Origin of the sequence: Acidomonas methanolica (assembly GCF_004346035.1) — a bacterium.
Classification (GTDB): Bacteria; Pseudomonadota; Alphaproteobacteria; order Acetobacterales; family Acetobacteraceae; genus Acidomonas; species Acidomonas methanolica.
Window position 1 is genome coordinate 1 of sequence record NZ_SLZN01000025.1, and the last position, 26,566, is coordinate 26,566.

The window sequence follows — 26,566 nt, forward strand, 5'->3', positions numbered from 1 at the left end:
TGCGCGGCCTCACTCCATATGAATTCATTTGCCAGCAGTGGGAAAAAGAACCATCACGGTTCATACATAATCCGCACCATCAAATCATGGGACTACGGCGTGTCGTCAGTTAAGCCCTGAGTGTGGCACGTGAGGGTTGTACTTTCTGGCTGCGTGTGCTGACTGTTTTCTCGTTTTTGGGGGGAGACAGAAGAATGCGGCGCTATGGTTTGCGCGACGACCAGTGGGAGCGGATAAAGGATCTTCTTCCCGGTCGCGAAGGTCATGTCGGCGGCACTGCGGCGGACAGCCGTCTGTTCGTGGAGGCGGTGCTGTATCGCTATCGCGCGGGCATTCCATGGCGCGACCTTCCTGCCCGTTTCGGGGACTGGAAAAATGTGCACAGGCGTCTGCGCCGCTGGTATGAAAGCGGTGTCATCGAACGGATATTTCGTTATCTGGCCGCTGATCACGACAATGAATACATGATGATCGACAGCACAATTGTCCGGGCGCATCAGCATAGCGCCGGAGCTCTCAAAAAGGGGGTGCGGATCAGGCCATCGGACGCTCACGAGGCGGTCTGACCACAAAGATCCATGCCATCTGCGACGCTCTGGGCAATCCGGTGGAACTCGGCATCACACCGGGACAGGATGCCGACATCGCCCAGGCGGAACCGCTTCTGGAAAACATTGACCCGGACGCCTTCCTGGCTGACAAGGCGTATGACGCGGACAGGTTGATCGATCGGCTGATACAGCGCGGGATTACCCCGGTCATCCCGCCAAAATGCAACAGAACGACTCAACGGGAAACAGACTTCGCTCTCTATCGTGAACGGAACCTTGTTGAGAGGTTCTTCAATAAACTCAAGCAGTTTCGCGCTATCGCAACCCGCTACGATAAACTGAAATCGACCTTCCTCGCAGGCGTGCAGTTCGCCTCAATCATCATCCTGCTTAACTGACGACACGCCGTAGGAGTCCTCATGTCCGTTCTTCCCCTGCCGCAACCAGACGCCCCGGCTCGCGAGCGCTTCGAGCTGGCCGTCATTACACGCCTCGACCGTATGGCGATGATGCTGGCCGAAATCCATCAGCTCGTGAGCCCCCGGGAGAAGGAGGACGGCCCAACCCTGGTGTCGGTGCTTCAGCAGCTCGTCGAGCAGGTGGGCGGTCAATCCCTGGAACTGGCGCGGCTGGCCGAGGCGGTGGATCGCCTGGGCACGGGACGCCCGGCGCAGGGCGCCATGCCATGATGACTTTCCGGAAGCTGACCGCGGCCGGCGCCGGTAAACTGATCGTCGCTTATCTGCGTGAGCAGCAGGTCGAGCCCGAGCGGGACGTAAGGACCCAAGCCGACAAGGCGCGGGATGTGGAAACCGGCGAGCGCCTGAATTCCTATTACACCGGACGCGAGGGACGCGGGGCCTGGGCTCCGCATCTGGGTCCGCGGATCGCCGATCAGCTCGGCATCGACATCATGAAACCCCCGACCGACGAGGGGCTGGCGCGCCTCTTCGAATGTAAGCGGGCCGATAACGGCGAAGGATGGTCCAACCACGGTCGCAAGCGCGAACTCTGCGGCTTCGATTTCACCGCCGCGCCCGCGAAGTCGGTGACACTCGCGGCGGAGTTCGCGCCGACCCGTGAGGAGCAGGCGCTCCTCTGGCAGGCGATTCACCAGGCCAACGATACCGCCATGGCCTTTGTCGCCAAAGAGGTCGGCGTCGCTCGCCGGGGATCGGGTGACACCAGCTATATCGAGGAAGGCGATCTGGAGCGCGAAGGACGGGTTATCGTGTCGCGTTCGCTGGCGATCGAGAAGGCCAAGATCACCGTGCCGCTGCTGATCTCTGCACTTTTCTACGACCTGGCCCCCGACCGGACCGTGACGATCCCGACCCAGAGTGAGCGGCGTGAACGCGACCTGCAGGAGCTGTTCCGTCGTGCCAAGAAGCCGGTGGCGCTCTTCGTGGATGATGCTCACGACCTGCACCCCAAAACGCTGGTGGCACTCAAGCGATTGACCGAGGTGGTGGCAGAGGGCGGCGGCCAGCTTTCCGTCGTGCTGGTCGGCCACCCCCGGCTCCGAAACGACCTCCGCCGGCCGCAGATGGAGGAGATCGGCGATCGCGCCACCGTGTTCGAGTTCGGTGGCCTGCGCGACCGGCAGCGCGACTACACATCGACTGGGTGTTGCGCAATTGTCTGGAGGAGGGTGTGGAACTAGAGGAGGTGATCGACGAAGCGGCGGCGACCCTGTTGGCCGCACGACTGAAAACGCCGCTGCAGATCGGGCAGCACCTGGTGCGGGCATTCTAGGCCGGGTTCGAGATCGGTGCCCGGCCGATCGACGAGAGCGTGGCCGGGTTTGTCACCGCCCTACACATGGCCTCAGAACAGGAATGTTCCGGTGCAGCCCCCCTGCATCTGGTGATTACGGATGCACTGGCCCCCAAATTACTCGATCCGATGCATCGGCGCGCGCGGATGCGGCTTTCGCGCCCTGACGACCAGCGTATCGAGAGCCGAGAGAAAGCGTGAGCGATCGGCCTTGCCGAACGAAGCCCCGTTCGAAGTCATGACGCCGGCTTCGCGCAGATCCGTCATCAGATTGCGCATCGCGAGCGCCATGCCGATCGCATCGCGATCCAGAAGCCGTCCCTTGGGCTCGATCACGAAAGCGCCCTTCTCGACGCATCGCGCCGCCAGGGGAATATCGGAGGTGATGACGATATCCCGATCCGAGACGCGCTCGGCAATCCAATCATCCGCGACGTCCGGCCCGGCCTCGACCACCACGCGCTCGATCAACGGGGATTGAGGCACGGCGATCATCCGGTTTGAAACGACGAAGACATGCAGACCGTATCGCCCGGCCACGCGATACACTTCATCCTTCACGGGACAGGCGTCGGAGTCGATGAACATTCGGATCATGCCGCTATAGTGTAGCGGCGTGGCCAGCAGCGCAAATCGCTTTCAACCCGGCCTCCGAACGATGCCTTCTGTATTGATTTACGAGAAAAATCGTGCCCTCGCTCACGTCACTTCGGCGGGATAACCGGGTCGAAGCAGCGTATGTCGCACGTCTTCCGTCAATGCGCGTGGCGATGCCGGTGGTGCAAGTCCGGATAGTGCGGATGCCGGTGCGTCATCGGCTCGTGACGGTGGAAATGCGTGTGCGGCTCGCCTTGTGGATCGTCCGGCCCGTGCTCATGCTGGTGAGGCGCGTCGTGAACATGGCGGTGCGTGTGCGCCATCGCCTCGTGGGTGTGCTCGTGATCGTGCCGCTCCGCGAGATGCAGATACAGGCCGAACCCCATCAGCAGCGCAGCGACCAGAAGCTGCCAAGGTTACGGGCTCGCCGAACAGCAAGGCGGAGGCCAGGGCGAGAACCGGCCCGGTTCTCAATTCCGGCTTCCGGATGGCGCGGCCGGGCGCTGACATAAGAAAAACCAAGCCGTTTCAGAAGGGCGGACACGTGACGCTCATGATAGACGACACCGAAGCGCTCTTCGATCACGCGTGGCAGATCGACACGGCGCCAGCGCGGCACGCCATCGCGCTCCCGATCCGGCCCCGCCTCGACCAGAGCTTTCAGCTCAGCCTGCTGGGCGGCATTCAGGCGACAGGCCGGTCCCGCGTGCTGATAGTCGCGCAGGCCATCGGGACCCTCGGCATTGAAGCGGTGAACCCAATCACGCAATGTCTGGCGGTCCATGCCGCCCACCCGCGCCGTCCGGCTGGCCCCAGCACGGATCGCCGCCAGAGCCAGCCGCCGCCGCGCGGCAGTCGCATGCCGGCTGCGCGCCACAAGCCACCTCAAATCAGACGCCGAATAATCATCCCGTAGTTTCACCGCCCTCGTCATCAGCCGGATCCTCCCGCAGAATGAGAAGCAGACCCGACGCACTTCGTCACTTCACACACGAGTCAGTGGCTACAGCCTTTGGTATGACTCGGCTGGTCCAGCGCGTTGCAAGCCATGTTCGCCAAGGAAAGCCTGTTCAATGGCGGGTTGGCGGCAGAGCTGTTCCGTGCCGCGGAGGCGGAGAAACATGTCCCGCTCCGGCGGTTGCGCGCAGGCGAGGGCGCGCGCCGCTTACGCGCCTGATGCGAGGACGTCCGCGATTTCGGGATGGCGGGCGGCGTATCGCACGAGAAAGCTGCAGAGTGGGACGGCTTTCTTGCCATCGGCGCGGATTGCCGCGAACGTTTCGCGCGCCAGCCGGGACCCGACGCCCTTGCCCTCATGGGCGGGCGGGACCTCCGTATGATCGAGGAACAGCACGCCGTCCCGCTCACGATAGCTCACGACCGCCGCCGTGCCGTCCCCAAGCGGCAGTTCGAAGCGATGGTGTGACGCGTCGTGGATGAGAGAGGCCGTCATGATGCTTACTCCGTGCGTGGGACGATGATCGGCGCGGCGGATTTCCTGTCCGGATTGACGATGACCGCGCCGGACTGGGTCGAATAGGTCGCGCCCGTGGACTGGTTGGGCGTCTTCGGGGGCGAGAAGGCCGAGACGGGGCCGAACGGGCCGCCATCGACCTTCTGCATCGTGCCTTCCGGCTGGCGCGCGCATCCGCGGGTGATGATCGAGCAGATGCCGTCCGTTCCGATCACCTCGTCATCGTCGCCCGCGTAATGCACTTCCGCGACGCGGTCATGGTCGAGGCGGATGACCGTCGTGCAGCTCGTGCCGCCGCCGCCCGCGAATTCCTTGAAGACGGAGACGATGTCCGCGATCGGGATCAGCGTCGAGCCGCTATAGGTCGTCGCCGTATGGGTGCCGGTATAGACGTAGATCTGCGTCGTATCGTTGAGCTGCTTGATCGAGGACGGAATTCCCGCGCAGGCCTGTAGATCGTACGCGGTCATGCCGACCATGCTCCTCTGTGCCTTGTGGGCGGCGCGGGAGTCGAAATAGCCGCAGCCGCCAAGGCCGGACGCCAGCAGAAGGGCAAGGGGAAGAAAGCGGAAACGGCTCATGCCGGAGAGGACTCCTCGGGTAAACGGATCAAAGGCAGGGGGGATGCGGAACGGCGATCAGACGAGCGCACGGGCGCGCAGGAGGGCGAAGGCGGCGAGCGTGACCATGCAGACGATCTCGTTGCGCGCGATCATCGCCTCGAATGTCTTGAGCGGCACGGTCAGGCAGCTCATGTCATCCTCCGTCGCTTCCCGCGCGGGCTCGCCCTGTGTGAGGTCGGTGGCAAGGTAGATATGGCCCTTCTGGGTGGAGTAGCCCGCTCCCTGGAACATCGCCCCGCCATAGATGAGGGTACCCGCGATCAGCCCCGTCTCCTCACGCAACTCGCCGGCCGCGACCTGCTCCGGCGCGGCGTCGGGACGACTTTCCCACATGCCCATGGGAAACTCCCAGAGCCGCTCGTTGACCGGATAGCGATACTGGCGGATCAGCGTGACGGTCGGCCCCTCCCGTCCGATGCCCACCGGCATGACGACCACGAACGGCCCGCGCTCGACGACGCCGTACAGACCCTGTTTTCCGTCCGGCCGGATAATGATGTCTTCCCGCAACGCCGTCCACGGATTGCTGTACGCCATCCTCGAGGACACGACTTCATAGCGCGGCAGGGGCGGTTCGGACTCGTCTGTCATCAGGCCAGCGTGAACGCTGCCGCGCCGGTTTTCAAGTCATGCCGGCGAGAAAGCGGGGGTCTTCCCTTCCCGAACAAGACCGGGTGGTTCGCCTCTTCACCTCCATGAGACAAAACGTCATGCGGACAGGTCGGAAAGGTTTTTTACTCGTTGTCCGGAATATGCATCTTCCACGCCGGAACGGGTAAGAATGATCTTGTTTTGTTCTCATTTCGCGGCCATGATGCGGGCATGACCGGCGAGGACGCGTCCAACCCGGTTCCGCCGCGCCGCATCCTGCATATCGACATGGATGCGTTCTACGCCTCGGTGGAACAGCGGGACAATCCGGCTCTGCGCGGCCTTCCGGTCGCGGTGGGGCGCGGCGCCGCGCGCGGCGTGGTCGCCGCCGCCAGCTACGAGGCGCGGCGTTTCGGCATACGGTCCGCCATGCCGTCGACCATCGCGCTGCGCCGTTGCCCGGAGCTGATCTTCGTGCCGCCGCGCTTCGAGGTCTATCGTGCCGTTTCCGCGCAGATTCACGCGATCTTCCGACGCTATACCGCGCTGATCCAGCCGCTGTCGCTGGATGAGGCGTCGCTGGACGTGACCGGGGCGGTCGCCGTCCATGGTTCCGCCACCGCGATCGCCGAGCGCATCCGCCGGGAGATTCGTGCCGAAACCGGGCTGACCGCCTCGGCGGGCGTCTCCTATAACCGCTTCCTCGCCAAGCTGGCCTCCGACCAGAACAAACCCGACGGGATTTTCGTCATCACGCCGAAATTGGGCCCGGCCTATGCGGCAAGCCTCGCGGTGGAGCGGTTCCACGGCATCGGCCCCGCCACTGCGGCCCGGATGCATGCACTGGGCATCCGCACGGGCGGGGATCTGCGGAACTGGCCCGTCGAGGCGCTGCGACCGCATTTCGGCAAGGCCGCGACCTTTTATCACGACATTGCGCGCGGCATCGACGAGCGTCCCGTCCGTCCGGACCGGGAGCGCAAATCCATCGGCACGGAAACCACGTTCGCCCGCGACCTGCACAGCGCGGACGAGGCACTCATCGCCCTGCGGGAACTGGGCGAGCAGCTCTGGACGTCATGCGCGAAACGCAGTCTCAGCGGCCGGACGGTCACGCTGAAAGCGAAATATGCCGATTTCCGCATCGTCACGCGCAGCCGCACCGTGCCGGGGCCGGTGTCCTCCGTCGAAACCCTGCTCGCTCCGGCGCTCCCGTTCCTGCCGGGTCTCTTCGCCGCTGCTCCCGGCGTCCGGCTCCTCGGCCTGACTCTTTCGGCCCTCACCACCCCCGACGCGCACAGCGCGGCGGTCTTGCCCGGGCTGTTCGACGGACTCTGACGAAGCCGCGATCGCTCGTCTCCGCCGCGCCTTCCTGCAACGCGGTCCGATGCTCGACATCATATGGTGAGACTGCATTGTGGCGGGGCTCGCGCCCGCCGCGGCGACATCCTTGAATGCGCCGGCGGGGGATGACCTCGAAAGAGCGCTCCGAGAGGCGATGCGGCTCTTTTCATATTTTCCGCGGCGGTGACATTGATCGGAAGCGTCCCCGGCGCGATGCTGGCGACGAAGGCGCCCGCTTCGCCGGCGGGAACAGAGGAGATCCGATTGATGAGCATTGCCACCGCCGCCGTTTTCTGCGGCTCCCGTCACGGAGACCTGTCCGGCTATGCCGAGGCGGCGCGCGCACTCGGAAGCGCGCTGGCGCATGCGGGCGTCCGGCTCATCTATGGCGGCGGAGCGGTCGGCCTGATGGGCGAGGTGGCGGGCGCGGCACTGGCGGCGGGCGGCGCGGTGAGCGGAATCATTCCCGATTTCCTGCACACGCGCGAGGTGATGCATCACGGCGTGGACGAACTTGTCGTGACCGGCTCGATGCATGAGCGCAAGGCGCTGATGTTCGCGCGCGCGGAGGCGTTCCTGATCCTGCCCGGCGGGCTGGGAACCTTCGATGAACTCATGGAAATCCTGACCTGGCGGCAGCTCGGGCTGCATGACAAGCCCATTCTCATCGTCAATGTGCTGGGCTGGGCGCGGGCGGTCATCACCATGCTGGAGACGGCGGTGGAGCAGGGCTTCGCCGCGCCGTCGACCCGCGGACTCTACGAGGTCGTGCCCGATGTGCCGGCGGCGCTCGCGCGGCTCCAGGCGTTGAACCCGGTCGCGGAAGCGCCGGAAAGCGCGCGGTTCTGAGCCTCGAATCCCGGTGCGAGACCCCGGCAACATATTTGCGGCGGGGTCTTGCGGAGCCGCCCCGTCGCGGCTATAGCCCCTTCCACCGCATCGGAGTGTAGCTCAGCCTGGTAGAGCACTGTGTTCGGGACGCAGGGGCCGGAGGTTCGAATCCTCTCACTCCGACCAATGTTTACAATGGGTTATCATCCATTGTCACATGGTCGCATTTGTTCACGTGAACACATCGCAGCCTCACAGCCGGTGGAATTCCGGCAACACGCCGTTATACGGCGGCTCAGCGAGTACAAATTAAATCGTTCGCCTGCGCATTTTCCTGTTGACCCGCGCCTAGTTTGCGCCTAGTGTCGTTTTCAGAGAGCAGGCCGATGGGGCCGCTCCCCGGATGGCCAAGGAGGGCCGCTGAAAATGACTCAGAAGATCATCGTTTCCTATCGCGCCGCCCGTGACGGGATGGAGCAGTCCGCGCGGGACTGGAAATCGTATTCCGCTCACTCCCTCTCGCCGCGTGGGTTTCTCAACGCGTTGCGCGGAGCCCGTGCCGCACACGAACAGGCGGTTCAGTCGTTCGGGAATGCGGCGCGAGTTCAGGTTGAGGTGCGGCTGGGGGGTATCGTGCTGAGTGCTGGCGACGCGCGGGAAACCCTGCGGGAGATCGAGAGCGCGCGCGGCGATGCGATCGAGGCGCGCCGGGATTTCGAGAGCGGGGTTGGCGCGGCATCTCCGGTCCGGCTCTCTCTCACAGCGCTGGCGGGCGAGGAACTCGCGTCTCTCCTCGCCTGAAGCGCCCCAAGTTCCCCACTCTGACGTGGGGATGACCCGTGCTTGATCGGGGCAAACACTTGTTCCCCGCCCAGGCGGGGATGACCCGTGCTCGGGTCAGCCTTGAACGAGGCCAGAAGAAAGTTCCCCGCCCATGCGGGGATATCCTGCGGAGATCGTATTGTGGAAAATTCCGACGACCGTTTGCCGACACGACCGATGCGCGGGGATGAGCTCCGCGCGGCGATTGCGGTTCTCTGGAACGGGAATCAGACGCGTGCCGCGCGGGAACTGGGGCTGTCCTCCGCTCGCCGCATCCGCGAGTTTCTGAGCGGCGCGCGCGATGTGCCTGGCGGCGTTGCGGTGGATGTGCGTGCGTTCCTCGCCATGTTCCCCGATGGGACGAAATCCGTCGATCCGAGAACGGCGCTTTCGATTCTCGCCGCTCAACTGGTTCGCACAGGATGGACGGAGGAAATGGCCGCCGCCGCTATTCTGGGGGCCGCGCAGGCGCACGCTGCTAAAATCCTCGGCCGGGAGGGCCTCGCCGAGCTGCTCCGGGAGGATGCAGCGTGATCAACGCGGACCTCGACCAGGAGGTCTATGCGGCGGCGCGGACGCTGTTCGCACAGTCACTCCTCCTGCTCGTGAACCGCCTCCCTTCGCCCGATCGGCGGCGCATCGTCCGGGGGGATTACAGCACGGCGGAAATCATGTGCCGGATGCCGCGTCTGTTGTCTCTCCCTCCGCGTGAGGCGCTGATGGCCGCGCATGCGGTACGGTTCGTTTGCCGCGTCCCTGCGGAGGAGGACGCCGGCGCCGCGATGGGGCTGTCGGACGCCCTGACCGCGATCGGGGCCCGGCTGGAGGGGAGAGGGATGTCCGAATCCGCTCGCGCCCGCGCGGACCGCGAGATCATCCACATTTACCGGGCAATTCGGACCTGGAATCCGGACGAGATGGATGTCAACCGCCTGCGCCGTGCGTTGCATTGGGTTCACACATCCGGCCTGCGCCCCATCAGCGGCGTGCACCTCCTGGCGGCGATGCTGGGCGGCGATCGGGCAGCGATGGTTTTCCTGACAGATCCTCTCACGCGCTGGAATCCCCCCGGGGCGGATGCCGCGTGACGGATCTCCTCACCCCTCCGGAAACGCGTCGAAACTGGAGGTGACACATACAGCCGGACAGCGGCTCCCGGGATCGGAGAACGACGATGACGAACGAGATACATGATCGGGCAGAACGCATCAGAGCGCGCCTCCTCAAGCGGGGCGTGAGATGCGGCGACCTTGCGCACTCCATTAACAGGTATGGAGAGGCAAGCTCCTATTTCATGGTTTCGACCGGCGTGCGCCTGCGCATTTCCGACCACTCCTGCAATACGGATTGGCGGGTGGATGAAATGGATTTCTGGGGAGAAGATCCTGACGCCATCGATGCTTTGGCGGAGTCGCTCCTCCAGGCCGTGGCCGAGCGCCAAAAACGCTCTCGCGAAAGCGCCGCCGCATTCGCTGCGGAGAGGGCGGACGATATGGCGAGGCGCGCGGAAATAACGCTCCGGACCCGCGAGGAGAAGAGCCGCAATGATGAGATTCTGGCCGCGCGCGGCCTTTCTCACCTGACCGGCTCGCGCCGCCACGACGCTCTCAAGAAAATCCGTAAGGGGGTTTTGTGAGGCGGGGGGCCGTAGCCCCCGACGCCCTATTTGGTGCGGGCTGAGCCGCTTGTTAACCGCCCGCGAACGAGTGGCAACATCCCATCATCGAAAATGACGTTGCCATGACGCTAACCCCTGTTCCTGACGGAGTCAACGCCCGAGCTTCACCCCTCCCGTAGGGCATGACGCTCGCCCCCTCCCAAACTATCCTGCGCGGGCTACGGCGGCGTGGAATGGACACGCGGAGGAGAAGGATGCGACAGCGACACGCCAACGCCCGTGTAGGAACATGGCCGCTCAATTGTTCGTGCAATGTTCACCGGCACGCCCTGACTGCATCGCGCTGCGCTACGGCGATTCGCAGGGATATCGGCGTGGCTGTCAGGTCAGGATGCGCGCGTAGCTCCGCTGCTGTCGCGCGCTGCACATCGGCCGGCCATGCGATCAGCGGCGGACAGCTTGCGGGCGTTTGCGCCGGGCAACAGCCAGCGAGCAGGCAGAGAGCCAGCCACCGCATCAGCCGTTCCCCGCATCGAGTCGCGCGAGCAACGCCGCCTCTGTCTGTGGCGCGTTTGCCACGGCCTGCGCCTCATCTTGTGCTGTGGACGCCATCTGGGCCGATTCATCAGCGCTCTTCTGGCTCACGCTGACCGCACCATCCCTGCCGCCCGCGCGCCACGCCAGCCACCCAACGCCGAGCAGCGTCAGGACCAGCAGCCCGAGAGCGGCGAGGATGAGCGCTCCGGTCATGATGCGGCCATGATGCCCGCAGTCTGGAGGGCGGTCAGGAGGCCGTTGAAGTCCGTCTCCGTCGGGGCGGCCGTAAGGGCGGCAATGTGCGCGATCTGTTTGACGCCCCCCGCTTGCGTCTGGGTCGCCACCCCAGTCACTTTCGTAGACTGGTCCGATACATACTCCCTCTTGGTCAGGCAGGGGCCACCCTCGAACGCCCCTTGATTGATGCTCATTGCGCCGCCTCCGTGGTGGTGGCCGTGGAGGAGACGGTCTTGGTTTCCAGCGCCGTCACGAGCGCCGCGAGATTGCCCGCAAGACCTGTCAGGGCTGTCTTCGCTCCAGTCAGGTCGCAAGAGGGATCGAGTTTTTCGATGATGAATCCGCCCAGGACGGGCAGCAATTCTTCACCGAGCGCGGCAGCCTCTTGGATAAGGGTATCGGTCATGATTGTTTCTCCGTGGTTGAGGCCAAAGGGCCAGTCGTCCCACCCTGTGTGGAACTGGCGGCAAACAGCGCGTGCTTGCCGATTTCTGCTACCGCCGCACCTGCCGCTAGGGAGGCGGCATTTTGGAGCGGGGATTTTTCGGGGATGAGAAGCGGCACGGCCATTGTCGCCATCACCCCGCATACGCTCTCACCGATGCCCAGCCACGACCCGGTGAGCGCGCCGACGAGCAGTCCGGCTCCCTGGAGAGTAGTAGGTTGCCGAGCCCAGTCGAGGAATGCGCTCATGCGCCCGACTCCAACCCGCACATCACTTCCTCCCCACTCGCGCCCCGTGCGGCCAGATCAGGCACACCCGTGTCGAGGGGGGACGCTTCCAGCTTATCGAGGATCGCCACCACCGGACGGAGCAAGCGCCCCGGCACCTGCGCGGAGGCGATGAATCCCCCCAGCAGCTTCCGGTCCTGATCCGGAAGAAACCGCCCCTCCCGCAGGTTGGCGCGCGCGGCGCTTACGGCATCGACGAGGTTGCCGGGAAACGTGCTGGCCTCCAGCATGTGCAGCAGGAGGGAACGTTCGTCGTGCGAGAGTGTCATGGGTGCCCCTTATGAAGACGCCGCACCGAACAGCCCGAGCGATGTCAGGTTGCTCGTGATGCGATTGATGGCGGTGATGCAGTCGGAGAGCGCGCCGCTTGACCCCACCTGCCACATGGTCGGCTGCGCGACGGGGGTTGCGCCGTAAAAGCCGAGAGCGGCGGACTGCGCGTTTACGACCCCTGACAGGTAGGTCGGCGCCTCATTGTAAATCCCCCACTGCGCGGTGCCGGAGGGCGCTGTGAGCGGATTGGTGATCAGCAGCCCGTTGGTTGTAAAATCGGAAATGACGGCGCCCGTTACGAAATTGGAGCGCGCGTCCCAGCCGATATAGGGAGACCCCCCGCCGCTTGCCTCGCCGCCGATACGCAGTCCGAATGTAGCGGCGGCCCCTGCTCCCGTCTGGTCGCCCCCCGTTACTGAGGTAGTTCCGGAAAACCCGACAATCGAGAGGCCGGCCAGAGCGGGATAGGAGGTTTTTGTGCTCGCCACCCCGTATTCGGTAAGCGTGGCCGCGTCGGGCGGCGCAATACAGATCGCCATGCCATATGACCCCGGATGGGTACTGTCTTTCGTGTTGCTCCCTGCCGCCATGGGACGCAGATAGACGGATGATCCGATAAGCACCCCCTCTCGCTGCGTGGAATCGTCCGTGAATTTCCCGAAAACATGGATATCGGGGCCCCACAGATTGATATCCGCCTGCGTCTCGCGCGGGTCCGCGATCGTCATCCCGTAATAGGTGCCGAACTCGGAGCGCGTGCCGTCCGCGAGCCCGTTGACGTTGGCGACAATCGTGTTGACCTGGAGGCCAATCGAGGTGCCAACCGTTGCCGCTGCCTGCCCCGGCGTGTTGTTGATGACGATTGGCGAGCCAGTTTTGGCATAGGCGTTGGATGTCAGGACCGTCGTCGGTTGCCAGTTGATGAACAACTGCTCATCCTGCGTCCAGCGGGCGGGTGTGTTCCCGGTCAGGGAGTTGTAGAAATAGAGATCGTTCCCCCCGTTGGCGCTTTGGTCTTTGCCGATCTGCCACGAGGCCGAGCCGCTCCCGAATGTGATGGCGCACCTGTCAGAGGCACCGTTGGTGTTTTCCAACGTGATCTGAGAGGGTGTCGCGGCTGTGGAAGAGAGGGAAATCTGACCGCTTCCGTTCATGGAAAACGCAAGCGCGCCGTTTACGACGCTGCCGATCGACCCATCCGACTGAAGAAAGAAGCCCGTTGCCTGGTTGTTAGAGAACGCGATGCCCGGCTGTGCCTGCGTGCCGGCAGGAGCGTATTGTCCAATGACGGACAGCACGTCCTGCAACCCCTCGAGCGAAAGCGGACGGTTCATGATAGGGAGGGTCATCGGCGTTATCCCAGGCACAGGCCATTATCGATCAGCGCCAGCCGTATCTGATTGATCAGCGTGGCCATCTCGATGTTCGTCGCGGTTCCGTCCTGATTCAGCCCAGCATTGAGCGTTGGCGCGGCAGTCGGTGAGAGTCCATTGAACCCGACGCCGTCGTCATTCATCCACAGCATCACCTTCTTCCCCGTCCCGCTGTAGAAGAAGAAATCGTTCGCGCCGCTGCTCGCGTTGTCTCGACCGAACACCCAGCCATCGCTCGATCCACCCCCCGAGCCAAGCAGGATGGTCGCGCGCTTGGAGCTCGTCCCATTATCGAGGGGAGGGAGCACCAAGGTAGCCTGCGTCCCGTCCGTGTTGGACGCGCCAATGGTCACAACCCCCGGCATCGTCACACTGTCGTCGTTGCCGATATGGAGGGGAGTAGTGGTCGCCTTGCCATGGTAGATATAAAAATCATCGGTCCCGTTGCCCGGCTGGTCATGTCCAAGTTGCCAGGATTGCGTGTCATTCCCGAACGTGATGGCGGCTTTCGTGCTGGTCGTGCTGCTGTTGTAGATCAGTATTTGCGGATCTTCGGAATCGATCGTCAGATGCCCGTTCACCTCCGAATTGCCGTCCGCCGTGAAGAACCCCATTGTCACCTCGCCGGAGAAAACGCCCGTCACCGCTCCGACGTTTCCCCCCGAGATGTTCGCATTCCCGTTTTCGTCGATATAGAAATTCGACGCTCCGTTGGCCGAGAATCCAAGGCCGCCGTCCGGGCGCAACCAGAGGCCGGTTTGCTGATTGTTCTCGAAGGTGATCCCCGGCGTCATCAGCGCGCCGTTGGGCGCGTTCTGCGTGATATAGGCCAGCACATCCAGGAGGTTGGCCATGGAGATAGGGGTGTTGAGGGTAGGGAGCGTCATGCGTCGATCGCCTCCTGGAAAAGCGCGATCCGCGCGCCGTCGATCTCACCCGCGCCCAGTGCGGAATTGTAACCGGCTTTCCACGCGGTGCATTGCGCCCCGGCGTCATTGCGGGGTGGGAGCGCCACCGGAGAGCGGCGGAACCGGATGACGCTCATGGCCACGGCATAACTGTCGCTCTCGATCATCGCGCCCACGTTCGGGACGCCCTTGAAGCGCGCAGGCAGATAGCCCAGCACGACCTGCGCGAGTGCAGGGCGCGCCCACAGCCAGTTATGCCAGCAATCATCGTGAGTCGCCGGTTCCATCTGCCAGAAGCCGAGTGCGGGCCCCCCCGCCTGGAGCTTGGCGCGGAAGCCCGTCTCCACATTCCCGATGCCCGCATGAAGCTGCACGCGGGCCGCGTCGTCGCCCGGCAACGCGAGATCGAGAACGACGGGCGCTATGATGCGCCGCTTGATGTCAGCAAGGAGCGTCATGTCAGCCATCCCGCGAGATGGCCGCTCGCATAACAAAAGACCGCCGTCGAGACGACGACGGTATAAACGATCCAGTGCTGGATACTCCCCAGGCGTTTGAGGTCGCCACGCACCTCCCTGAATCCCTCCGCGAGAAGGAAGTCCTGCCGGTCCATGCGCGCCCTGTTCTCCCCATGCATCTCCGCCATTTTCGTGGAGAAATCACGCAGGGATGCCTCGACGTTGGAGATTCGCCTCTCGTGGTCATCCAGGCGCGGATCGAGAACGGCAGACGCGCTCACTGTGTCACCGCCAGGTTCGACAGCATGGAATACCAGATGTTGCTTTTGCACACCGCCGTGACCCCGGTTCCGGCCCCGGCCGCTTCCGTGGGCGTGCGCCCGTTTGCCGCCCACACTATCGCGCCATTAGTGCAGGTTGCAGGAAGAGAGGCGACCGGAAACACCTGCGAGATGTTGAGCACGACGAGCGGCTGCGAATAGACGCCCGCGCGCTTGCCGTTGGCGAACACCTCGACGGGATTCGCTGATTGCGTGGTCGCCCTCGCGGCAGGCGCGAGGAGGAGCGGCAGAAGAAACAGGAGACGACGCATGGGGCGAACCGTAGAACCGGATTTTCCCGCCCGCGCGGCTTATAGGCCACAGCGCGTCGTGCTCAGGAGTTTATAGGGATGCCCTTTCAGACGCAAGGGGAAAGGGCGTACCGATATTGACGCCGACGTTCCCGGCAGCAATGATGCGGTATGTTACACAGAGGAGCCATTGTGCGAAAAATAGCTGCCATTAGTTGTGTGATCGCGCTGGCTGGGTGTGCCCATCATCCTCTCGATTGCTCACTTGGTATCCATCATTCTGACTGCCTCCCGGACACGGCAGGTTACGAAGACCCAGCAGATTTCGCCGCAGTCGATGACAAGGAATGCCGCTCCTATGGATTGGCGCCCGGAATGTCTTCATATGCTGATTGTCGAATCAAGTTGAGCGCACGCCATCTTGGCTCCGAACCGAGGGGTGCGGTGGGCGTGATCGTCCCTGTAAAATGAGCCTTGACGCTATGCCCTATATGCTTACTTTGGATTCTTTAGAACAGATGTCCGAGCGCTTGGAGCTTAGGGACTCATAAGGAGACAAAATGACAAACTCTGATGTCCCGGCCTCCTTCGAGGAGGCGGAAAAGTGGTTTCTGGAAAATTCCAAAAAAGAAGCTTTCATCAGCGATTTCGGCGGCGATATTGATGGAGGAGGGGTTTTCGCCGGGACGTTGCTGCAATGGGCTTTCGGGAATGAGTATAATCCTGAGATTGTGCAAGCGATCACGGCGAAATATCCGGGCGCATGGTCGAGAAAGCGGGCCGCTTTGTGAGTTTTCTTTATGCCGCTGTCGGTTTCGCTTTCTTCGTATGGTGGATACGCGGCGCGTGGATACCGGGGGCGTTCCTCGCGTTTTGCTGCTTCGGGCTCGCCTTTGGCACTATCGCACTGGACTTCCTGCTGGGAGAGCGTGACGTGATACACGCCGCCACATACGGAAACATGCCTGCGCTGTGGATCGGCGGGGCTGTCTCAATGCTCCCGTGGTTCTTTATCACCACCGTTCGGCGCGGGCGCGAAGAACGGATGCGCGAGGCCCTGGACGGCATCCGCTTCAACGCCCGATCAGCTGATTGATTACTTCCTGGTCTGTGCGCTCCATGTTCGTCAGGCGTCGATTGACGAGGGCATGCCCGAGAAGCGCGTTCCCGGTGTGAAGCGCCGCGCCCAAAGCGCCCCCTGTTAGTAGCCCCCCTTCCTGCGCGCCCAGCAGGCCGCCAACGGTGCTGACAATGCCGCCCGCATGGCCGCCTCGCGCTTCCTTGGCCCGCTGGGTCATAGCCGCCTTGAAGGTCTTTGAGCCGCCATTGGCACGCCCCGCTGCGAGGGTCTCACGTTCCGCCAGCATGTCGCGATAGAGTGTGCGCAGCCGTCCTTCCTGTTCGGGAGTGACGGCGTCGCTCCCTTTCCGCGCAACCGAAACTTCGTTTTTGTCGATCTGCCCTATCAGCCGCTTCAACGCCGGATAATTGACGATTTCCCCTGAAGGGGCATCCGTCGCGGCTTGCATGAGACCGCGCGACTGAAGAAAGCGCAGGCTGTCGATATCGCTCGACCGCCTCGAATATCCCTCCAGATAATCCCTGAAACCAGGCGCGCCTTTGTCTATGTGCTCGGCCAGGTCATCCATGAACGGGGAGAGCCGGGAGGCGGCCGCCCGCATATGCGCCGAGTCCGAGGACGCAGCCTGTTGCAGGCCGTAGCCGATTCCCTTGCGCACATTCCAGAGATTCGAGGGCAACGCGGTTCCCTCTTTGTCGGTCGCGTCGATCAATGCCGCTTTCGCCCGTCCTAATGCGGTCTTCACCGCCTCGTTGCCCCGGCTATCAGCGATATGCCGATCGAGAATCGCATGCAGTTCGTCAACCGGAACGGGCTGCTCGTTCTCGAAGGCAGCGGCGCGCTTTTCCTGCTCGAAGGCGCTCCGCTCGCGTTCGAGATTCTGAATCTGCTCGGGTGTTCCAATCGTGGTGCGCAGATGTTTCGCATAGGCGTCGTTATTGGACATATCGAGCGCGCGGAAAGCGTCCGGGTAAAGATCGCGCATGTTGTCCTCAAGACTGGCCATTTTCACGTCCCGCGTTCGCGTGGCGAGCGTGTGCCATACTCCCGGCACCTGCGCTTCGTAGAGCTTCGTCCCATTCTTGCCGGAGAAGGCGGAAATGATGGCCTGCGCGGCCTTCTTCGGATCGGTGAAAGCGCCGATCCGTGCCACGGCTTTCGTCTGCGCCTTCTGCTCCGCTTTCTGGTGCGGCGCTGACTGCGGCGGTTCTGGGCCGACACCTTTCGTGGCATCCGAGAGGGGCATGCGCGCGGCATCTTCTGCGGCCTGTTGCTCAGCCTTGGCCTGTGCGCCCACAGGGTCGAGATAATTCAGGACATTCTGCGCCGCCTTCGAAATGCGGGGGGCAATCGGGGCGACGGTTTTTCGGGCCAGCGCCCCGCCCGCGCCCAGCCCAAGCGAAACTTCCGCCGCGCGCAGGGGCGAGTCGCTCCCGTCCAGCGCGGCCTGCGACCCGGCGGCCAGCGCATTGTTCGCAAGGCGCGTGCCGAGATTCCCTTCGCCCTTCAGGATGTTCGCGGCGATGCGACCGGCGCGCGATCCTTCCAGGAGAGACGCGGCCGGCCGAACCAATCTGCCCCCCGCGATGGCGGACATGATCGCGCCCGCCGTCGAACCCACCGCGTTCGATACTCCCTCCCCGTAATCCCCGGCGCGCGCTTGTTCATCCCGGTCCATCGCGGCCCGCGTCTCGTCTCCCTGCCGATCCAGAAACCGCGACAGGGAATTGTCTTCGTGGTGCCCGAGCGACGAGAGGTAGCCCAGAAGATGCGCCACGCCTCCGGCGGTGCGTCCGATCTCGCGGCCTGCGGCATTCGCAGTGTCCTCTCCCATGATCCGCGCGCCGTCCCAAAATCCTGACGGATTGGCGCGTGGATTGACGGGAGCGATTGGCCGTTCCGGGTCCCAACCGTAGATACTGTCATCCAGAACGGGGCCCTTGTCGCCGCCCGAAGACGCCCTTGGTGTGTCCCAACCATAGATGGACTCATCAAGCACCGGGCTTTTCTTGCGTGCGTCCTGCTTGGCTGCGATCCGGGCCATATTCTCCATCACCTTCTGTGGGTAGGTCCGCGTCTCGGAATTGTTCCAACGGCGTTCATCCGTGCCGCCATTATAGGCCGCCATCGCCTTGACGGGATCGCCATAGCGTTTCAGATTCTCGTCCAGAAGCCGCGCCGCGCCTTCGATAGCCTGCGCCGGATCGCGCGGGTCCACCCCCAGCCGCCGCGCCGTGTCCGGCGTCATCTGCATAAGCCCGATCGCACCGGCACGGCTGCGCGCTTCCGTGTCGCCGCCGCTCTCGGTCTGCGCTATGGCCCTGAGCCACCGCTCGTCTATGTTGTGACGCCTGGACGCCCCGTCAAATGCCCGATCGACGCGCGTTTGCAGGTCATCGGCCACGCTGCGCCTCATACGCCGCGATGATGCGGTCTTGCTGCGCGGGTGTCAGGCCATAATCGTAGCCCCGGTCCCGCTGCGTCTTCGCCATACGATAGACGGATGCGGCATATTGCGCCGGGTCTTCGATGTGGGTCCGTGCATAGTCGCGCCCTTCTTCAGGTCCGAGACGCTGGATCGTTGCGAAACGCGGGTCGAAATTCTGATCGTAATCGGCAAGAGCCCGGAGAACCTGTGTGGCGTCCTTTGTGGAGGCGGCGATTTTCTGCCTGCGCTGCTGATAGAGGGAGGCTGTCAGCATTTCATTGGTGAGCGCCCGCGCAGCCATGGGAGTCATTTCCATACCTGGCGTAATGTGCTCCAGATCGGCCAGCCCTGCGTTCGTATGTGGACCACCCCCGCTATCTAGCATTTGCTTGCGGAGGGTTGTTCCCGCCTTGTCGATTTCCTGTCCTAGCGTAGCATAATCCTGCGCGTGGGTGGAAATGCCGAATTTATCCACATTATTGGCGATCTCCTTGAGCGTGCGCGAGCGCACGCTTTTGGGGAGTTGTCCGAGGAGGGAATCCAGATTGCGCAGCGTTGCGATATTCTGGGTCACGTCCGACTGCTGGGCCGCCAGCGTGTTCTGCACGTGTTGTCCGGCCTTGTATTGTTCATCGTATCCGGTGGGCGCCTCCGCCATGGGAGGGGCCTGCCCCCCTGCGGTATCGATACGGCGTCCAGTGAATGTGCCGTTCCCCGCAGCCGTTCGCAACTCCGATGCGGGCCGGTAAACCGTGAGCATCTGGCCGGTTTCAGGATCGCGCACCTTGACCGGCACAAGAGCGGCGTTGCTCTCGGGAGAGATTTGCTGCTGGACCGTCGTCGCGGGCTGGAATTGCCCCCCGTTCATCGCGCTTTGCTGCGTCCCGATAATGGTCTGCTGCCCGTTATTCACCGTGGCGCCCGCCGTGCCATAGGCATTCGCTTCCTGCTGCGCAGGAGGCTGCATGGAGTTCGTAAGCTGCGCCACGCCGCCCGCAATCCCGCCCGGGTGCCGGGCGATCTGGTCCACAATGCCCTCTACGTTCTGGTGAGGGAAAATCGCCTGCGCCATACGTTTTGCCGCATAGAGATGCGCCTGATCAGGGTTGGTGCCGACGTAGGAAAGAATGGACGCGACGGCGTTTTTTCCAGCCTCGGTATTGGATAGATCTTCTGCGCGCGCCCGGTTCTGCTCGGAATAGGCCTCCGCCGCTCCATACGCGGCGGCAGGATTCGCGGCCATGGCAGATCGCGCTCTGGCGTAGTCCGTCTGGCCGTCTGCTCCCGTCGCGCCCAGCAGGGCGTTCCCCTGCGCCACCTTGGCGTCATACTCGGTCTGGCGCACCCTGTTTTCGAGGAGCGCATTTTTGATCTGCGCGACCTGGGCGACGAGCGCCAGTGGGTTGCCCGGTTGCGTCTCGTAGGGCCGTAGCGCGTTCGTATCGAACCCTGCCATGATCAAAGCCCCAACAGCGCGTTATACATCGCATATTGGCTAGCCGTGTTTCCCAGGCTCGAAAGGCCAGACGCGAGTGCATTCCCGGCCCCTACCGTAGTGGTCATCGCACCGTTCGCGCCCTCCATGCGCACCTGGGCGGCATTGTTCGCGGCCGTCATCGTGTTCTGACCCTCCTGATTGAGAGCATTATAGCCCTCCTGCGCCAAGGCGTTCGTGTCGTTGAACTGGTTCTGGTAGGTGCTGTCGGCCAGTCCGCTGGCGTAGGTCGCGGCCCCCTTGAGCGCCGCGCCGCTGTTCGCCAGCCCCCGCGCGGCGGCGCTGTTGGTGACGCCCTGTTCGCCCTGCTGGAGGTTCCATTTATACCCCGGCGTGCTCTGTAGATAATTCTCCGTCAGCCCATTGGAGAGCGAACTGATCGCGTTATTGCCAGCCGTAGCATAGTCGCCCAGCAGCGCATTCGCGGAGGATGCGCTATCCGTAATGGTTGGCGCAACAGAATTGGCGGTTGAGGTGGCGATTTTGCCTGCGCTCTTTTGCGCGCTGGCCGATGTAGCTGAACTCGCGATGGAGCCCGCCGCGCTCGCGGCCACACCCGCTCCGATTGCTGCCGCTACCATATTACACCAACCACTTGCTATAGGTTGTTTCGGTCTGCACGAAGCCGAGCGCTTCGAACAGACGTCCCGTGCTCTTGTGGTCCTTGGATCCGTCCATCCAGAGCATGACGCCTCGACGCCTGAGTTCCCGTTCGTAGCACCGGAACAGCTTCAGTGCGCCGGTTCCTCCTCGATGATCATGCGCGATGAAGAAAATATCCGGGAGAGCCGTAAGGCATGTCTCATAATGCAGGCCGGCCGCCACGAAGCCGATCTTATAGCCCACGATAAGACCGTTCGCCCGCAAGGTGGCGCAGCAAACAAGTCCGCGCGCATCGCGCTCCAGATAGACGTGATATTGCGGGCGCAGCGGCACCCCATGCAGCCGGTGCAATGACAAATCTTCATAGTGCATCGGGAGCAGCGGTTTGAGTTCCGGCAGAATATCCGTGAGCCGCTCGATCTGTGCCGTTACCATAGCCGCAGGTCCACCAGCAGATGTATCCGATCATCCGTGCTGTTATTCCACACCTCGTGTTCGGCCAGGTGGTCGAACATCCAGATTTCGCCCGTCCGCATGTTCACCGTTTCATCGCCGCACCGGAACATACTGCCGGAGAGTCCCTGAAGCACGACGTGATAGCGGCGGCCGGGAAGGTCCGTATAGGCTCCCGTGGCATCCGAATGGGCCGCAATCCGTCCACCTGGCGGCAGTTTTGTAATGAGAACGCGCCCCAGTTCGATGGCCTCAACCTGCCTCATCAAGGCGAAGACGATGGGCCGCACCTGCGGCAGTTCATTCCACGCCGGATAAAAAACGGGCCGCTCATCATTCTGGACGGCCCCCGTGTTCGAGGCGTCGGAGGTTTTTGCGACATCCGAATAACGGAGCCAGATATCCGATACGTCCAGATGGGGGGTGCCAACATATTCCGTGCGCCATTTATGCTGGTTCCAGAGATGCGGGCGCGCGCCCACCGCCTGCATGACGGGCATCGGGTCCACATTATCGGCGAGACGAAGGAAGTGTTTCACGACAGCGTATTCCCGTCCACAAAGAGCACGAGGCCGGCCCCGGAAGCCAAAATCTCATCCCCCGCAGCGAGGACGCGACCATTCAGTTCGGGGAGCAGATCGGTTCCCGCTGCCTGCACGGCGCGGCCCGGCACCAGATCGAGCGCCGATCCACCCGAGCGCTGAATCTGGATCGTGAGCGTGACGGCCGCGTTCGTGGGGTTGCTGACCACGCCGTTCGACACGATTGTGGTGACGGCGGTTTGGGCCGTGACGACGGATGCGGCGTCTGCGGTCAGCGTAGCGCCTGGTTGGAGGTTTTTCGCGACAACGGCCATTATCGAGCGTCCCGCGTGATCGCATAGATCATCGCTGCGTCAGAATTGCCCGCCCGCGCGCTCAGGCCCGTCGTGACTGCCAAGGTAGCGCAATCCTGCGCCAGTTCCAAGGATTTCCGCGCAACGGCCTCGATCGCTAGCGCCTGCCCCAGAATGCGCATGGCGAGGTCAAGCGCCTCGTTTGCGTGGCTAAGTGCCGCAGTCGCCCGCGCCTCTGCCAGAGCGGCTTGCAAGAGCGCCTCGTCCGACTCTGTCTGGAGCCATGCCGCATCTACTCCGGGCGCATAGCCCGTGCGCTCCCACAAGCGCCGCAAAAACGCCGTTCCCTGCGCCGTGAGCGTGCCGTCCTCATTCGTGATCTGCGACGCCAGCGGCGAGTTCAGATCGCGCGCGCCCGTCAAGTGCGCACCGGATCGATCTGGAGGAAAACCCCCATCAGCGCCGTGACGCCGGGAGCGGTCCAGGTCAGTCTGTAAACGCGATCACGGGCCAGCCCGAGCCGCCAGATGCTCGGCCAGGTGTTGCCCGAGGTGCCGAGCGTGAGCGTCTGCGCGCTCACGAAGCTCTGTCCCCGGTCATCGCTCCAATCGACGCTGACCGTCTGTCCCCCTCCGCACTGCATGTCGAGCATGAGTTGACGATGGATCGCCCGCTGGCCGTTGGTCAGCAGATGCGGGAACGACCTCTGCCGCTTGATCGGCGTCCCGGCGTCATCGTAGGCGTCCAGAGACACCTGATAGATCGCGCCATTCTCGTAATCCCCGGCCCAGATCGACCCGTATGCCTGCGCGTAGCACCACGGCCGGATTTGCGCCTCGTTGCCGTTGCTATCGAGCGCGCACCGCTCATGCCAGAGTTTTGTCGAGGCATCATAGACCCATGATGACGATTGCCCCGGGATGGTGAGCACGTAGAAAACATGGCCGTCCTGTTGATAAACGGACGCGGCGGCTCCCGACAGGTCTCCCATGTCCTGCAATGCGCCGTCCACAGGGAACGTGGAGACGGGGGTCGCCGTGGTCAACTGGCCGAGAAATACCCGGGAGTAGCCGCTCCGGTCGCGCCCGAGCCACATAATGCCGCCATTCGGGGTCGCCTCCGTCGTAGGCAGCGTGCAGATGGTGAACGGCGAAATGCAGCCGCTCTCCACCGTTACCCCCTCGACGCGCTGGAAGGGGAAATCCGACGCGCCCGAGTCATACCAGAATTCGACCTGATTCCGCCCGAATAGCCAGATATATTGTCCGAGCACCGCAAGCCCTACGATGGTGGAAAGGCTTGTCGTGTCGCTGGCGACATAGAGGCTGTCGAATGGCGTGGCGCTCTCGTCCGAAAACTGCGCCGGGCTCGTATACCAGTTCGTCGTATCCGGGTTCACGAACAGGAAAAACGTGTCCAGAATGGCGATGGTGGGGGAGCCATACCATGCAGCGTCGCTAAGCTCCGTCAGTGTGCCGTAGCTGCCATCTCCTGGCTCGGCAGGTATTGTGCAATACCAGCCGCGCTTGCTGTTGCCGTCCACCACGAAGAGGGTCGTTCCGTTGTCGCACATGCGCACGACTGAGCCCGTGTCCGAGATCGCGCCAAGGAGTGTCGTGGCTCCATCGGACGCCACCAGGTAAAGCGCTCCCTTGCATGCGGCGAGCAGGTCGCCCTGTGTCGTCTGGTAGAGGCAGCGAATCGGCCCGGTCAGCGTCGCGCGCTGGATCAATCCGGGCGTCGGATAATAGGCGAACGCGATCGGCTCACCATCCCCCTGAGGCACCGGCTCCGCATAGAGATTCAGAACACGCTGGGCCGCCACGGAGACGGCCCGCGCGTCGTATGACCCTCCCGAGAGATTGATGCGCTGCATCACAGTCTCTGCCGTTCCAGGCCCGGCCAGTAGAACGGATTATTGAGCGGCGTGAGGACGGCAGGCATTCCAAGCGTGGGAACCTGCACGTTGGCATTGCGAATCGTGGAGAGGGCTGCCTTTGCACAGGCCACCACGGTAGGGCTCGCCTCCTGACCGTATGAAGGTGCAAGCCGCGCGGCCAGCGTCCACATGATCGCGTCCCAATACTCCGGGGGAAGGTTTACCACGCTGGCAATCGTCAGATTGGCCGCCAGAGGCTCATGATAGAGAATGTGGAGTTCCCAACGCCCCGCGCCCGGAATGGGCCAAGGGCGCAGTTCGCCGGCCGGGTAGGCTGGGTTATAATGCGCCATGCTCGGCCACGTGCTCAGCGCCTTGAGCCCGAGATTCACATAATCCTCGTAGGAGGGAATCAGCGTGAGGGGGTAATCTATGGGTTGCAGTCCCTGGTCGAGGCCATCTGAACCGATGTCGAAATCAGTGGAAAAGAACGCGGGGGAAAAATCGCCGAGATAAGCGCCCCCCGCAGGGACGACACGCCCCACGAGGTAGTCCACGGCCGGGAAATCTCCCGCCGCGAAATCCCCCGCGACGGTGTAGGTGCCTCCGGGCAGCAGGCGCGCATAGGCCGCTTCGATCTGTGCCGGGCGCACGGGCGCGTTGAAATCGCAACCGGGCCCCACATAATAGACGGACTGCCCGTCAGCCTGGCAGGTGCGATCCACCAGATTCGGAACGAGCCAGCGTTTGCGCTGCCACTGCGCCAGCAGCATATTGATCTGCATCACGCCGTCGAACAGGTCCGCATGGTTGGCAGTCGTCCCCATTGCTCCCACGCCGATCTGCCGCAGCGCCATATTGACGAGGTCGGTGACGCGATAACCCTGGACAGGATCGGGAGCGCCGCTAATGCTTCCTGACATTCGGTGGACGGCCCTTTCGACGCGTTACGGGCATTTGTGGCGCTTCCGGAGCGGGCGGCGCCGGGAGGGCCGCGAAGCGCGCTTTCACACGCGCTTCCTGCTCTGCGTCCCGGACGGTTACCGTTGTGTAGCCGTCGGGAGCGCGGAGGGTGCGCGGATACCGGCTGATCACTCAACCAGTTCCGGCACGATGACCGCCCAGTCGGGGCGCAGCATGCCGAGGCCGTAGAGCACGTCGAGCCGCGTGGCCCTCGTGTCATCAGACCCGTTGTAATAGGTGAGCGTCCGGAGGCTGACGCCGTCCAGAGAGGCGCGGCCGCAGTCCACCACGCCGCGATCGACCATTTCCAGATCGACAGTGGCGAGGGTCATTGCCCTTTTGGAATAGAGCATGTTGCGCCGGATGACGGACCCGGCGGGAGCTACCAGCTTGACAACCGCCCCTGCCGCCGGAGCGGAGTCCACCGTCTGATAAGGCACCGCACTCCCATTTGCAGGAGGAATGATCGCGGGAGAGATCGGAATGGAGGTAGCCCCGGATGCGCAATCCGCCAGCACCACGAACTGCTGCAAAATGTGCAGCGAGTTTTTGTTGATGCGGTTCACGCGATTGACGCCCGCAATGGTGATCACGTCCCCCGCATTCAGCGTGCCATTGATCGCGGAAACAGTCAGTACCGAGGAATGCGGCGACGCGCTGGACGAGATCGTACTGACCGGCGCGCCGTTGGGCGTGTAGTTGCCATACGCGCCCGTCGCCGTCGCCGTGCTGTCGTAGGAGCCGGTCTGGCTGATAGCCACAGTCTGGTCCTGCATCCACCCCTGCACGCCCAGGATTTTCGAGCCCATCTGCCCATCGATCGTCTGCCGCGAGACTCGATCCGTCGGATTGAACATCCCCATCATGCCCGCCACGGTGTTCGCGTCGGTCATCGGGTCAAGCACAGCGTAGCGGTCGCCCAACGGCGCGTTGCAGGCGGTCAGGACCGCCTTGGCCTGCAACCACGTCTGGGAGGACGGCGCGATGAGGTTGCCGGATTCGTCGGTGTTGAGCACCATGTTGGACGCCTGGAGGGCAAGCGTCATGGCGTCGGACGCCACCTGTCCTACCAGCGCGTTCACGGCGGGAGCAATGTAGCGCGCCGAGAAGTCATCCATATTCAGCGTCCGCTCCTGCGTGCTGAACGACATCGGGACGTTTTTCCGGTAGTTGATCACCAGCGGGATAGAACGTTCCGCAGTGGCCTCGGGATTCACGGTCGGACCGTCCTGAACGACATAGTCATTCGGGAGGCGAACATTGATCGTCGCGCCGATTTTCGCGCCTGCGCGCGCGAACTGGTCCTGATATTCGCGGGAAACATTCTGGATGAAATCGTTGGTGTTTCGACGGAGCATGAGTGCTTCGCGCGTGATCATGCTGTTATTGATAAGGTTGTTTGACACTGTGGGGGTTTCTTTCACGCATGGCGCATATGCGCCTCGTGTCCCGCCCTCGCTGGCAGAGCGTGCGCCGGTTACGACCGGAAACCCCCGTGGTGTCGCCCGTCAGC

The 26,566-nt window shown here is 63.2% G+C and carries 36 protein-coding genes, 1 tRNA gene and 2 pseudogenes; 13 read left to right on the forward strand and 26 right to left on the reverse strand.

Annotated features, from left to right (window positions below; all coding sequences use genetic code 11):
- The 4 genes and pseudogenes from EDC31_RS13765 to EDC31_RS13780 all read left to right on the forward strand — a co-directional run.
- Positions 1-113, forward strand: a pseudogene (locus tag EDC31_RS13765) (IS481 family transposase); the annotation flags it as partial.
- 81 nt (positions 114-194) lie between these two features.
- A protein-coding gene (locus tag EDC31_RS13770) for an IS5 family transposase (protein WP_132127113.1) occupies positions 195-949 on the forward strand; the annotation gives its coding sequence in 2 pieces (ribosomal slippage) (positions 195-516 and positions 516-949; 756 coding nt in all).
- 21 nt (positions 950-970) lie between these two features.
- Positions 971-1,240, forward strand: coding sequence for a hypothetical protein (locus EDC31_RS17775; RefSeq protein WP_042060045.1), 270 nt, complete (start codon positions 971-973; stop codon positions 1,238-1,240).
- Positions 1,237-2,214: a relaxase domain-containing protein gene (locus EDC31_RS13780; RefSeq protein ID WP_081797698.1), complete on the forward strand. Its 978-nt coding sequence runs from the start codon at positions 1,237-1,239 to the stop codon at positions 2,212-2,214. Before EDC31_RS17775 ends, EDC31_RS13780 begins: the two co-directional genes overlap by 4 nt.
- A 230-nt stretch (positions 2,215-2,444) precedes the next feature.
- Here EDC31_RS13780 and EDC31_RS13785 read toward each other — a convergent pair whose 3' ends face one another.
- The 6 genes and pseudogenes from EDC31_RS13785 to EDC31_RS13810 form a co-directional block, all read right to left on the reverse strand.
- Complete coding sequence (locus EDC31_RS13785) at positions 2,445-2,924, reverse strand: YaiI/YqxD family protein (RefSeq protein ID WP_042060044.1); 480 nt, start codon at positions 2,922-2,924, stop codon at positions 2,445-2,447.
- A 158-nt stretch (positions 2,925-3,082) separates the two neighbouring features.
- Positions 3,083-3,310 (reverse strand): hypothetical protein, encoded by a 228-nt coding sequence (locus EDC31_RS13790; RefSeq protein WP_408735063.1) that lies wholly within the window; start codon positions 3,308-3,310, stop codon positions 3,083-3,085.
- Between the two features lie 86 nt (positions 3,311-3,396).
- A pseudogene (locus EDC31_RS13795) lies at positions 3,397-3,858 on the reverse strand (winged helix-turn-helix domain-containing protein); the annotation flags it as partial.
- Positions 3,859-4,089: 231 nt separating this feature from the next.
- A complete protein-coding gene (locus tag EDC31_RS13800; protein WP_042060039.1) occupies positions 4,090-4,377 on the reverse strand; it encodes a GNAT family N-acetyltransferase in 288 nt (95 codons plus the stop codon).
- Positions 4,378-4,382: 5 nt separating this feature from the next.
- Positions 4,383-4,979 (reverse strand): hypothetical protein, encoded by a 597-nt coding sequence (locus EDC31_RS13805; protein ID WP_239641698.1) that lies wholly within the window; start codon positions 4,977-4,979, stop codon positions 4,383-4,385.
- Positions 4,980-5,036: 57 nt separating this feature from the next.
- On the reverse strand, positions 5,037-5,612 hold the full coding sequence (locus EDC31_RS13810; RefSeq protein WP_042060037.1) for an NUDIX domain-containing protein: 576 nt from the start codon (positions 5,610-5,612) through the stop codon (positions 5,037-5,039).
- Positions 5,613-5,843: 231 nt separating this feature from the next.
- Here EDC31_RS13810 and dinB point away from each other — a divergent pair, with 231 nt between their 5' ends.
- The 7 genes from dinB to EDC31_RS13845 all read left to right on the forward strand — a co-directional run bounded on the left by dinB (position 5,844) and on the right by EDC31_RS13845 (position 10,245).
- Positions 5,844-6,950, forward strand: coding sequence for a DNA polymerase IV (gene dinB, locus EDC31_RS13815; protein ID WP_042060058.1), 1,107 nt, complete (start codon positions 5,844-5,846; stop codon positions 6,948-6,950).
- A gap of 273 nt (positions 6,951-7,223) precedes the next feature.
- Positions 7,224-7,805: an LOG family protein gene (locus EDC31_RS13820; protein WP_042060056.1), complete on the forward strand. Its 582-nt coding sequence runs from the start codon at positions 7,224-7,226 to the stop codon at positions 7,803-7,805.
- Between the two features lie 91 nt (positions 7,806-7,896).
- Positions 7,897-7,973: transfer RNA gene (locus EDC31_RS13825), tRNA-Pro, on the forward strand.
- 240 nt (positions 7,974-8,213) lie between these two features.
- On the forward strand, positions 8,214-8,588 hold the full coding sequence (locus tag EDC31_RS13830) for a hypothetical protein (protein ID WP_042060036.1): 375 nt from the start codon (positions 8,214-8,216) through the stop codon (positions 8,586-8,588).
- Between the two features lie 162 nt (positions 8,589-8,750).
- On the forward strand, positions 8,751-9,143 hold the full coding sequence (locus tag EDC31_RS13835; RefSeq protein ID WP_132127115.1) for a hypothetical protein: 393 nt from the start codon (positions 8,751-8,753) through the stop codon (positions 9,141-9,143).
- Positions 9,140-9,697 (forward strand): hypothetical protein, encoded by a 558-nt coding sequence (locus tag EDC31_RS13840; protein WP_042060032.1) that lies wholly within the window; start codon positions 9,140-9,142, stop codon positions 9,695-9,697. Before EDC31_RS13835 ends, EDC31_RS13840 begins: the two co-directional genes overlap by 4 nt.
- 86 nt (positions 9,698-9,783) lie before the next feature.
- Positions 9,784-10,245, forward strand: a complete 462-nt coding sequence (locus EDC31_RS13845; protein WP_042060030.1) for a hypothetical protein — start codon at positions 9,784-9,786, stop codon at positions 10,243-10,245.
- A 498-nt stretch (positions 10,246-10,743) separates the two neighbouring features.
- On the opposite strand, the gene EDC31_RS13850 is transcribed toward EDC31_RS13845, so the two are convergent.
- Genes EDC31_RS13850 through EDC31_RS13895 form a run of 10 tightly spaced genes read right to left on the reverse strand, consistent with a single transcriptional unit; the run spans position 10,744 to position 15,337 of the window.
- Positions 10,744-10,977: a hypothetical protein gene (locus EDC31_RS13850; RefSeq protein ID WP_042060028.1), complete on the reverse strand. Its 234-nt coding sequence runs from the start codon at positions 10,975-10,977 to the stop codon at positions 10,744-10,746.
- Positions 10,974-11,195 carry a head fiber protein gene (locus EDC31_RS13855; protein WP_042060026.1) on the reverse strand — a complete coding sequence of 74 codons (222 nt, stop codon included), beginning with the start codon at positions 11,193-11,195 and terminating at the stop codon, positions 10,974-10,976. Before EDC31_RS13855 ends, EDC31_RS13850 begins: the two co-directional genes overlap by 4 nt.
- Positions 11,192-11,407 (reverse strand): hypothetical protein, encoded by a 216-nt coding sequence (locus tag EDC31_RS13860; protein WP_042060024.1) that lies wholly within the window; start codon positions 11,405-11,407, stop codon positions 11,192-11,194. Before EDC31_RS13860 ends, EDC31_RS13855 begins: the two co-directional genes overlap by 4 nt.
- Positions 11,404-11,694 (reverse strand): hypothetical protein, encoded by a 291-nt coding sequence (locus tag EDC31_RS13865; protein ID WP_042060023.1) that lies wholly within the window; start codon positions 11,692-11,694, stop codon positions 11,404-11,406. The genes EDC31_RS13860 and EDC31_RS13865 overlap by 4 nt, the downstream gene beginning before the upstream one ends.
- Entirely contained in the window at positions 11,691-12,002 is a 312-nt protein-coding gene (locus EDC31_RS13870; protein ID WP_042060021.1) for a hypothetical protein, read from the reverse strand. Before EDC31_RS13870 ends, EDC31_RS13865 begins: the two co-directional genes overlap by 4 nt.
- A gap of 9 nt (positions 12,003-12,011) precedes the next feature.
- Positions 12,012-13,355 carry a hypothetical protein gene (locus EDC31_RS13875; RefSeq protein WP_042060019.1) on the reverse strand — a complete coding sequence of 448 codons (1,344 nt, stop codon included), beginning with the start codon at positions 13,353-13,355 and terminating at the stop codon, positions 12,012-12,014.
- A gap of 5 nt (positions 13,356-13,360) precedes the next feature.
- Positions 13,361-14,266 carry a hypothetical protein gene (locus EDC31_RS13880; protein ID WP_042060017.1) on the reverse strand — a complete coding sequence of 302 codons (906 nt, stop codon included), beginning with the start codon at positions 14,264-14,266 and terminating at the stop codon, positions 13,361-13,363.
- Entirely contained in the window at positions 14,263-14,745 is a 483-nt protein-coding gene (locus EDC31_RS13885) for a hypothetical protein (RefSeq protein WP_042060013.1), read from the reverse strand. The genes EDC31_RS13880 and EDC31_RS13885 overlap by 4 nt, the downstream gene beginning before the upstream one ends.
- The gene (locus EDC31_RS13890) at positions 14,742-15,026 is read right to left on the reverse strand and encodes a hypothetical protein (protein ID WP_042060011.1); all 285 of its coding nucleotides are present in this window, start codon (positions 15,024-15,026) and stop codon (positions 14,742-14,744) included. The genes EDC31_RS13885 and EDC31_RS13890 overlap by 4 nt, the downstream gene beginning before the upstream one ends.
- Positions 15,023-15,337 carry a hypothetical protein gene (locus tag EDC31_RS13895; RefSeq protein WP_042060009.1) on the reverse strand — a complete coding sequence of 105 codons (315 nt, stop codon included), beginning with the start codon at positions 15,335-15,337 and terminating at the stop codon, positions 15,023-15,025. Before EDC31_RS13895 ends, EDC31_RS13890 begins: the two co-directional genes overlap by 4 nt.
- Positions 15,338-15,876: 539 nt before the next feature.
- On the opposite strand from EDC31_RS13895, the gene EDC31_RS13905 reads away from it, so the two are divergent.
- A complete protein-coding gene (locus EDC31_RS13905) occupies positions 15,877-16,107 on the forward strand; it encodes a hypothetical protein (RefSeq protein ID WP_042060007.1) in 231 nt (76 codons plus the stop codon).
- Positions 16,080-16,412, forward strand: coding sequence for a hypothetical protein (locus tag EDC31_RS13910; RefSeq protein ID WP_042060005.1), 333 nt, complete (start codon positions 16,080-16,082; stop codon positions 16,410-16,412). Before EDC31_RS13905 ends, EDC31_RS13910 begins: the two co-directional genes overlap by 28 nt.
- Here EDC31_RS13910 and EDC31_RS13915 read toward each other — a convergent pair.
- The 10 genes from EDC31_RS13915 to EDC31_RS13960 form a co-directional block, all read right to left on the reverse strand.
- Positions 16,390-18,801, reverse strand: a complete 2,412-nt coding sequence (locus tag EDC31_RS13915; RefSeq protein WP_158310339.1) for a lytic transglycosylase domain-containing protein — start codon at positions 18,799-18,801, stop codon at positions 16,390-16,392. The genes EDC31_RS13910 and EDC31_RS13915 overlap by 23 nt on opposite strands.
- The gene (locus tag EDC31_RS13920) at positions 18,791-20,281 is read right to left on the reverse strand and encodes a hypothetical protein (RefSeq protein WP_042060003.1); all 1,491 of its coding nucleotides are present in this window, start codon (positions 20,279-20,281) and stop codon (positions 18,791-18,793) included. The genes EDC31_RS13915 and EDC31_RS13920 overlap by 11 nt, the downstream gene beginning before the upstream one ends.
- Before the next feature lie 2 nt (positions 20,282-20,283).
- Entirely contained in the window at positions 20,284-20,901 is a 618-nt protein-coding gene (locus EDC31_RS13925; RefSeq protein ID WP_042060002.1) for a hypothetical protein, read from the reverse strand.
- Between the two features lies 1 nt (position 20,902).
- A complete protein-coding gene (locus EDC31_RS13930; protein WP_042060000.1) occupies positions 20,903-21,358 on the reverse strand; it encodes a GNAT family protein in 456 nt (151 codons plus the stop codon).
- Entirely contained in the window at positions 21,352-21,915 is a 564-nt protein-coding gene (locus tag EDC31_RS13935) for an aspartyl/asparaginyl beta-hydroxylase domain-containing protein (RefSeq protein WP_042059997.1), read from the reverse strand. Before EDC31_RS13935 ends, EDC31_RS13930 begins: the two co-directional genes overlap by 7 nt.
- A complete protein-coding gene (locus EDC31_RS13940) occupies positions 21,912-22,232 on the reverse strand; it encodes a hypothetical protein (RefSeq protein WP_042059995.1) in 321 nt (106 codons plus the stop codon). The genes EDC31_RS13935 and EDC31_RS13940 overlap by 4 nt, the downstream gene beginning before the upstream one ends.
- Entirely contained in the window at positions 22,232-22,633 is a 402-nt protein-coding gene (locus EDC31_RS13945; protein WP_042059993.1) for a hypothetical protein, read from the reverse strand. Before EDC31_RS13945 ends, EDC31_RS13940 begins: the two co-directional genes overlap by 1 nt.
- Complete coding sequence (locus tag EDC31_RS13950) at positions 22,630-24,087, reverse strand: hypothetical protein (protein WP_042059991.1); 1,458 nt, start codon at positions 24,085-24,087, stop codon at positions 22,630-22,632. Before EDC31_RS13950 ends, EDC31_RS13945 begins: the two co-directional genes overlap by 4 nt.
- A complete protein-coding gene (locus tag EDC31_RS13955; RefSeq protein ID WP_042059989.1) occupies positions 24,087-25,013 on the reverse strand; it encodes a hypothetical protein in 927 nt (308 codons plus the stop codon). Before EDC31_RS13955 ends, EDC31_RS13950 begins: the two co-directional genes overlap by 1 nt.
- A 168-nt stretch (positions 25,014-25,181) precedes the next feature.
- Positions 25,182-26,459 carry a P22 phage major capsid protein family protein gene (locus EDC31_RS13960; RefSeq protein ID WP_042059987.1) on the reverse strand — a complete coding sequence of 426 codons (1,278 nt, stop codon included), beginning with the start codon at positions 26,457-26,459 and terminating at the stop codon, positions 25,182-25,184.
- Positions 26,460-26,566 lie beyond the last annotated feature (107 nt).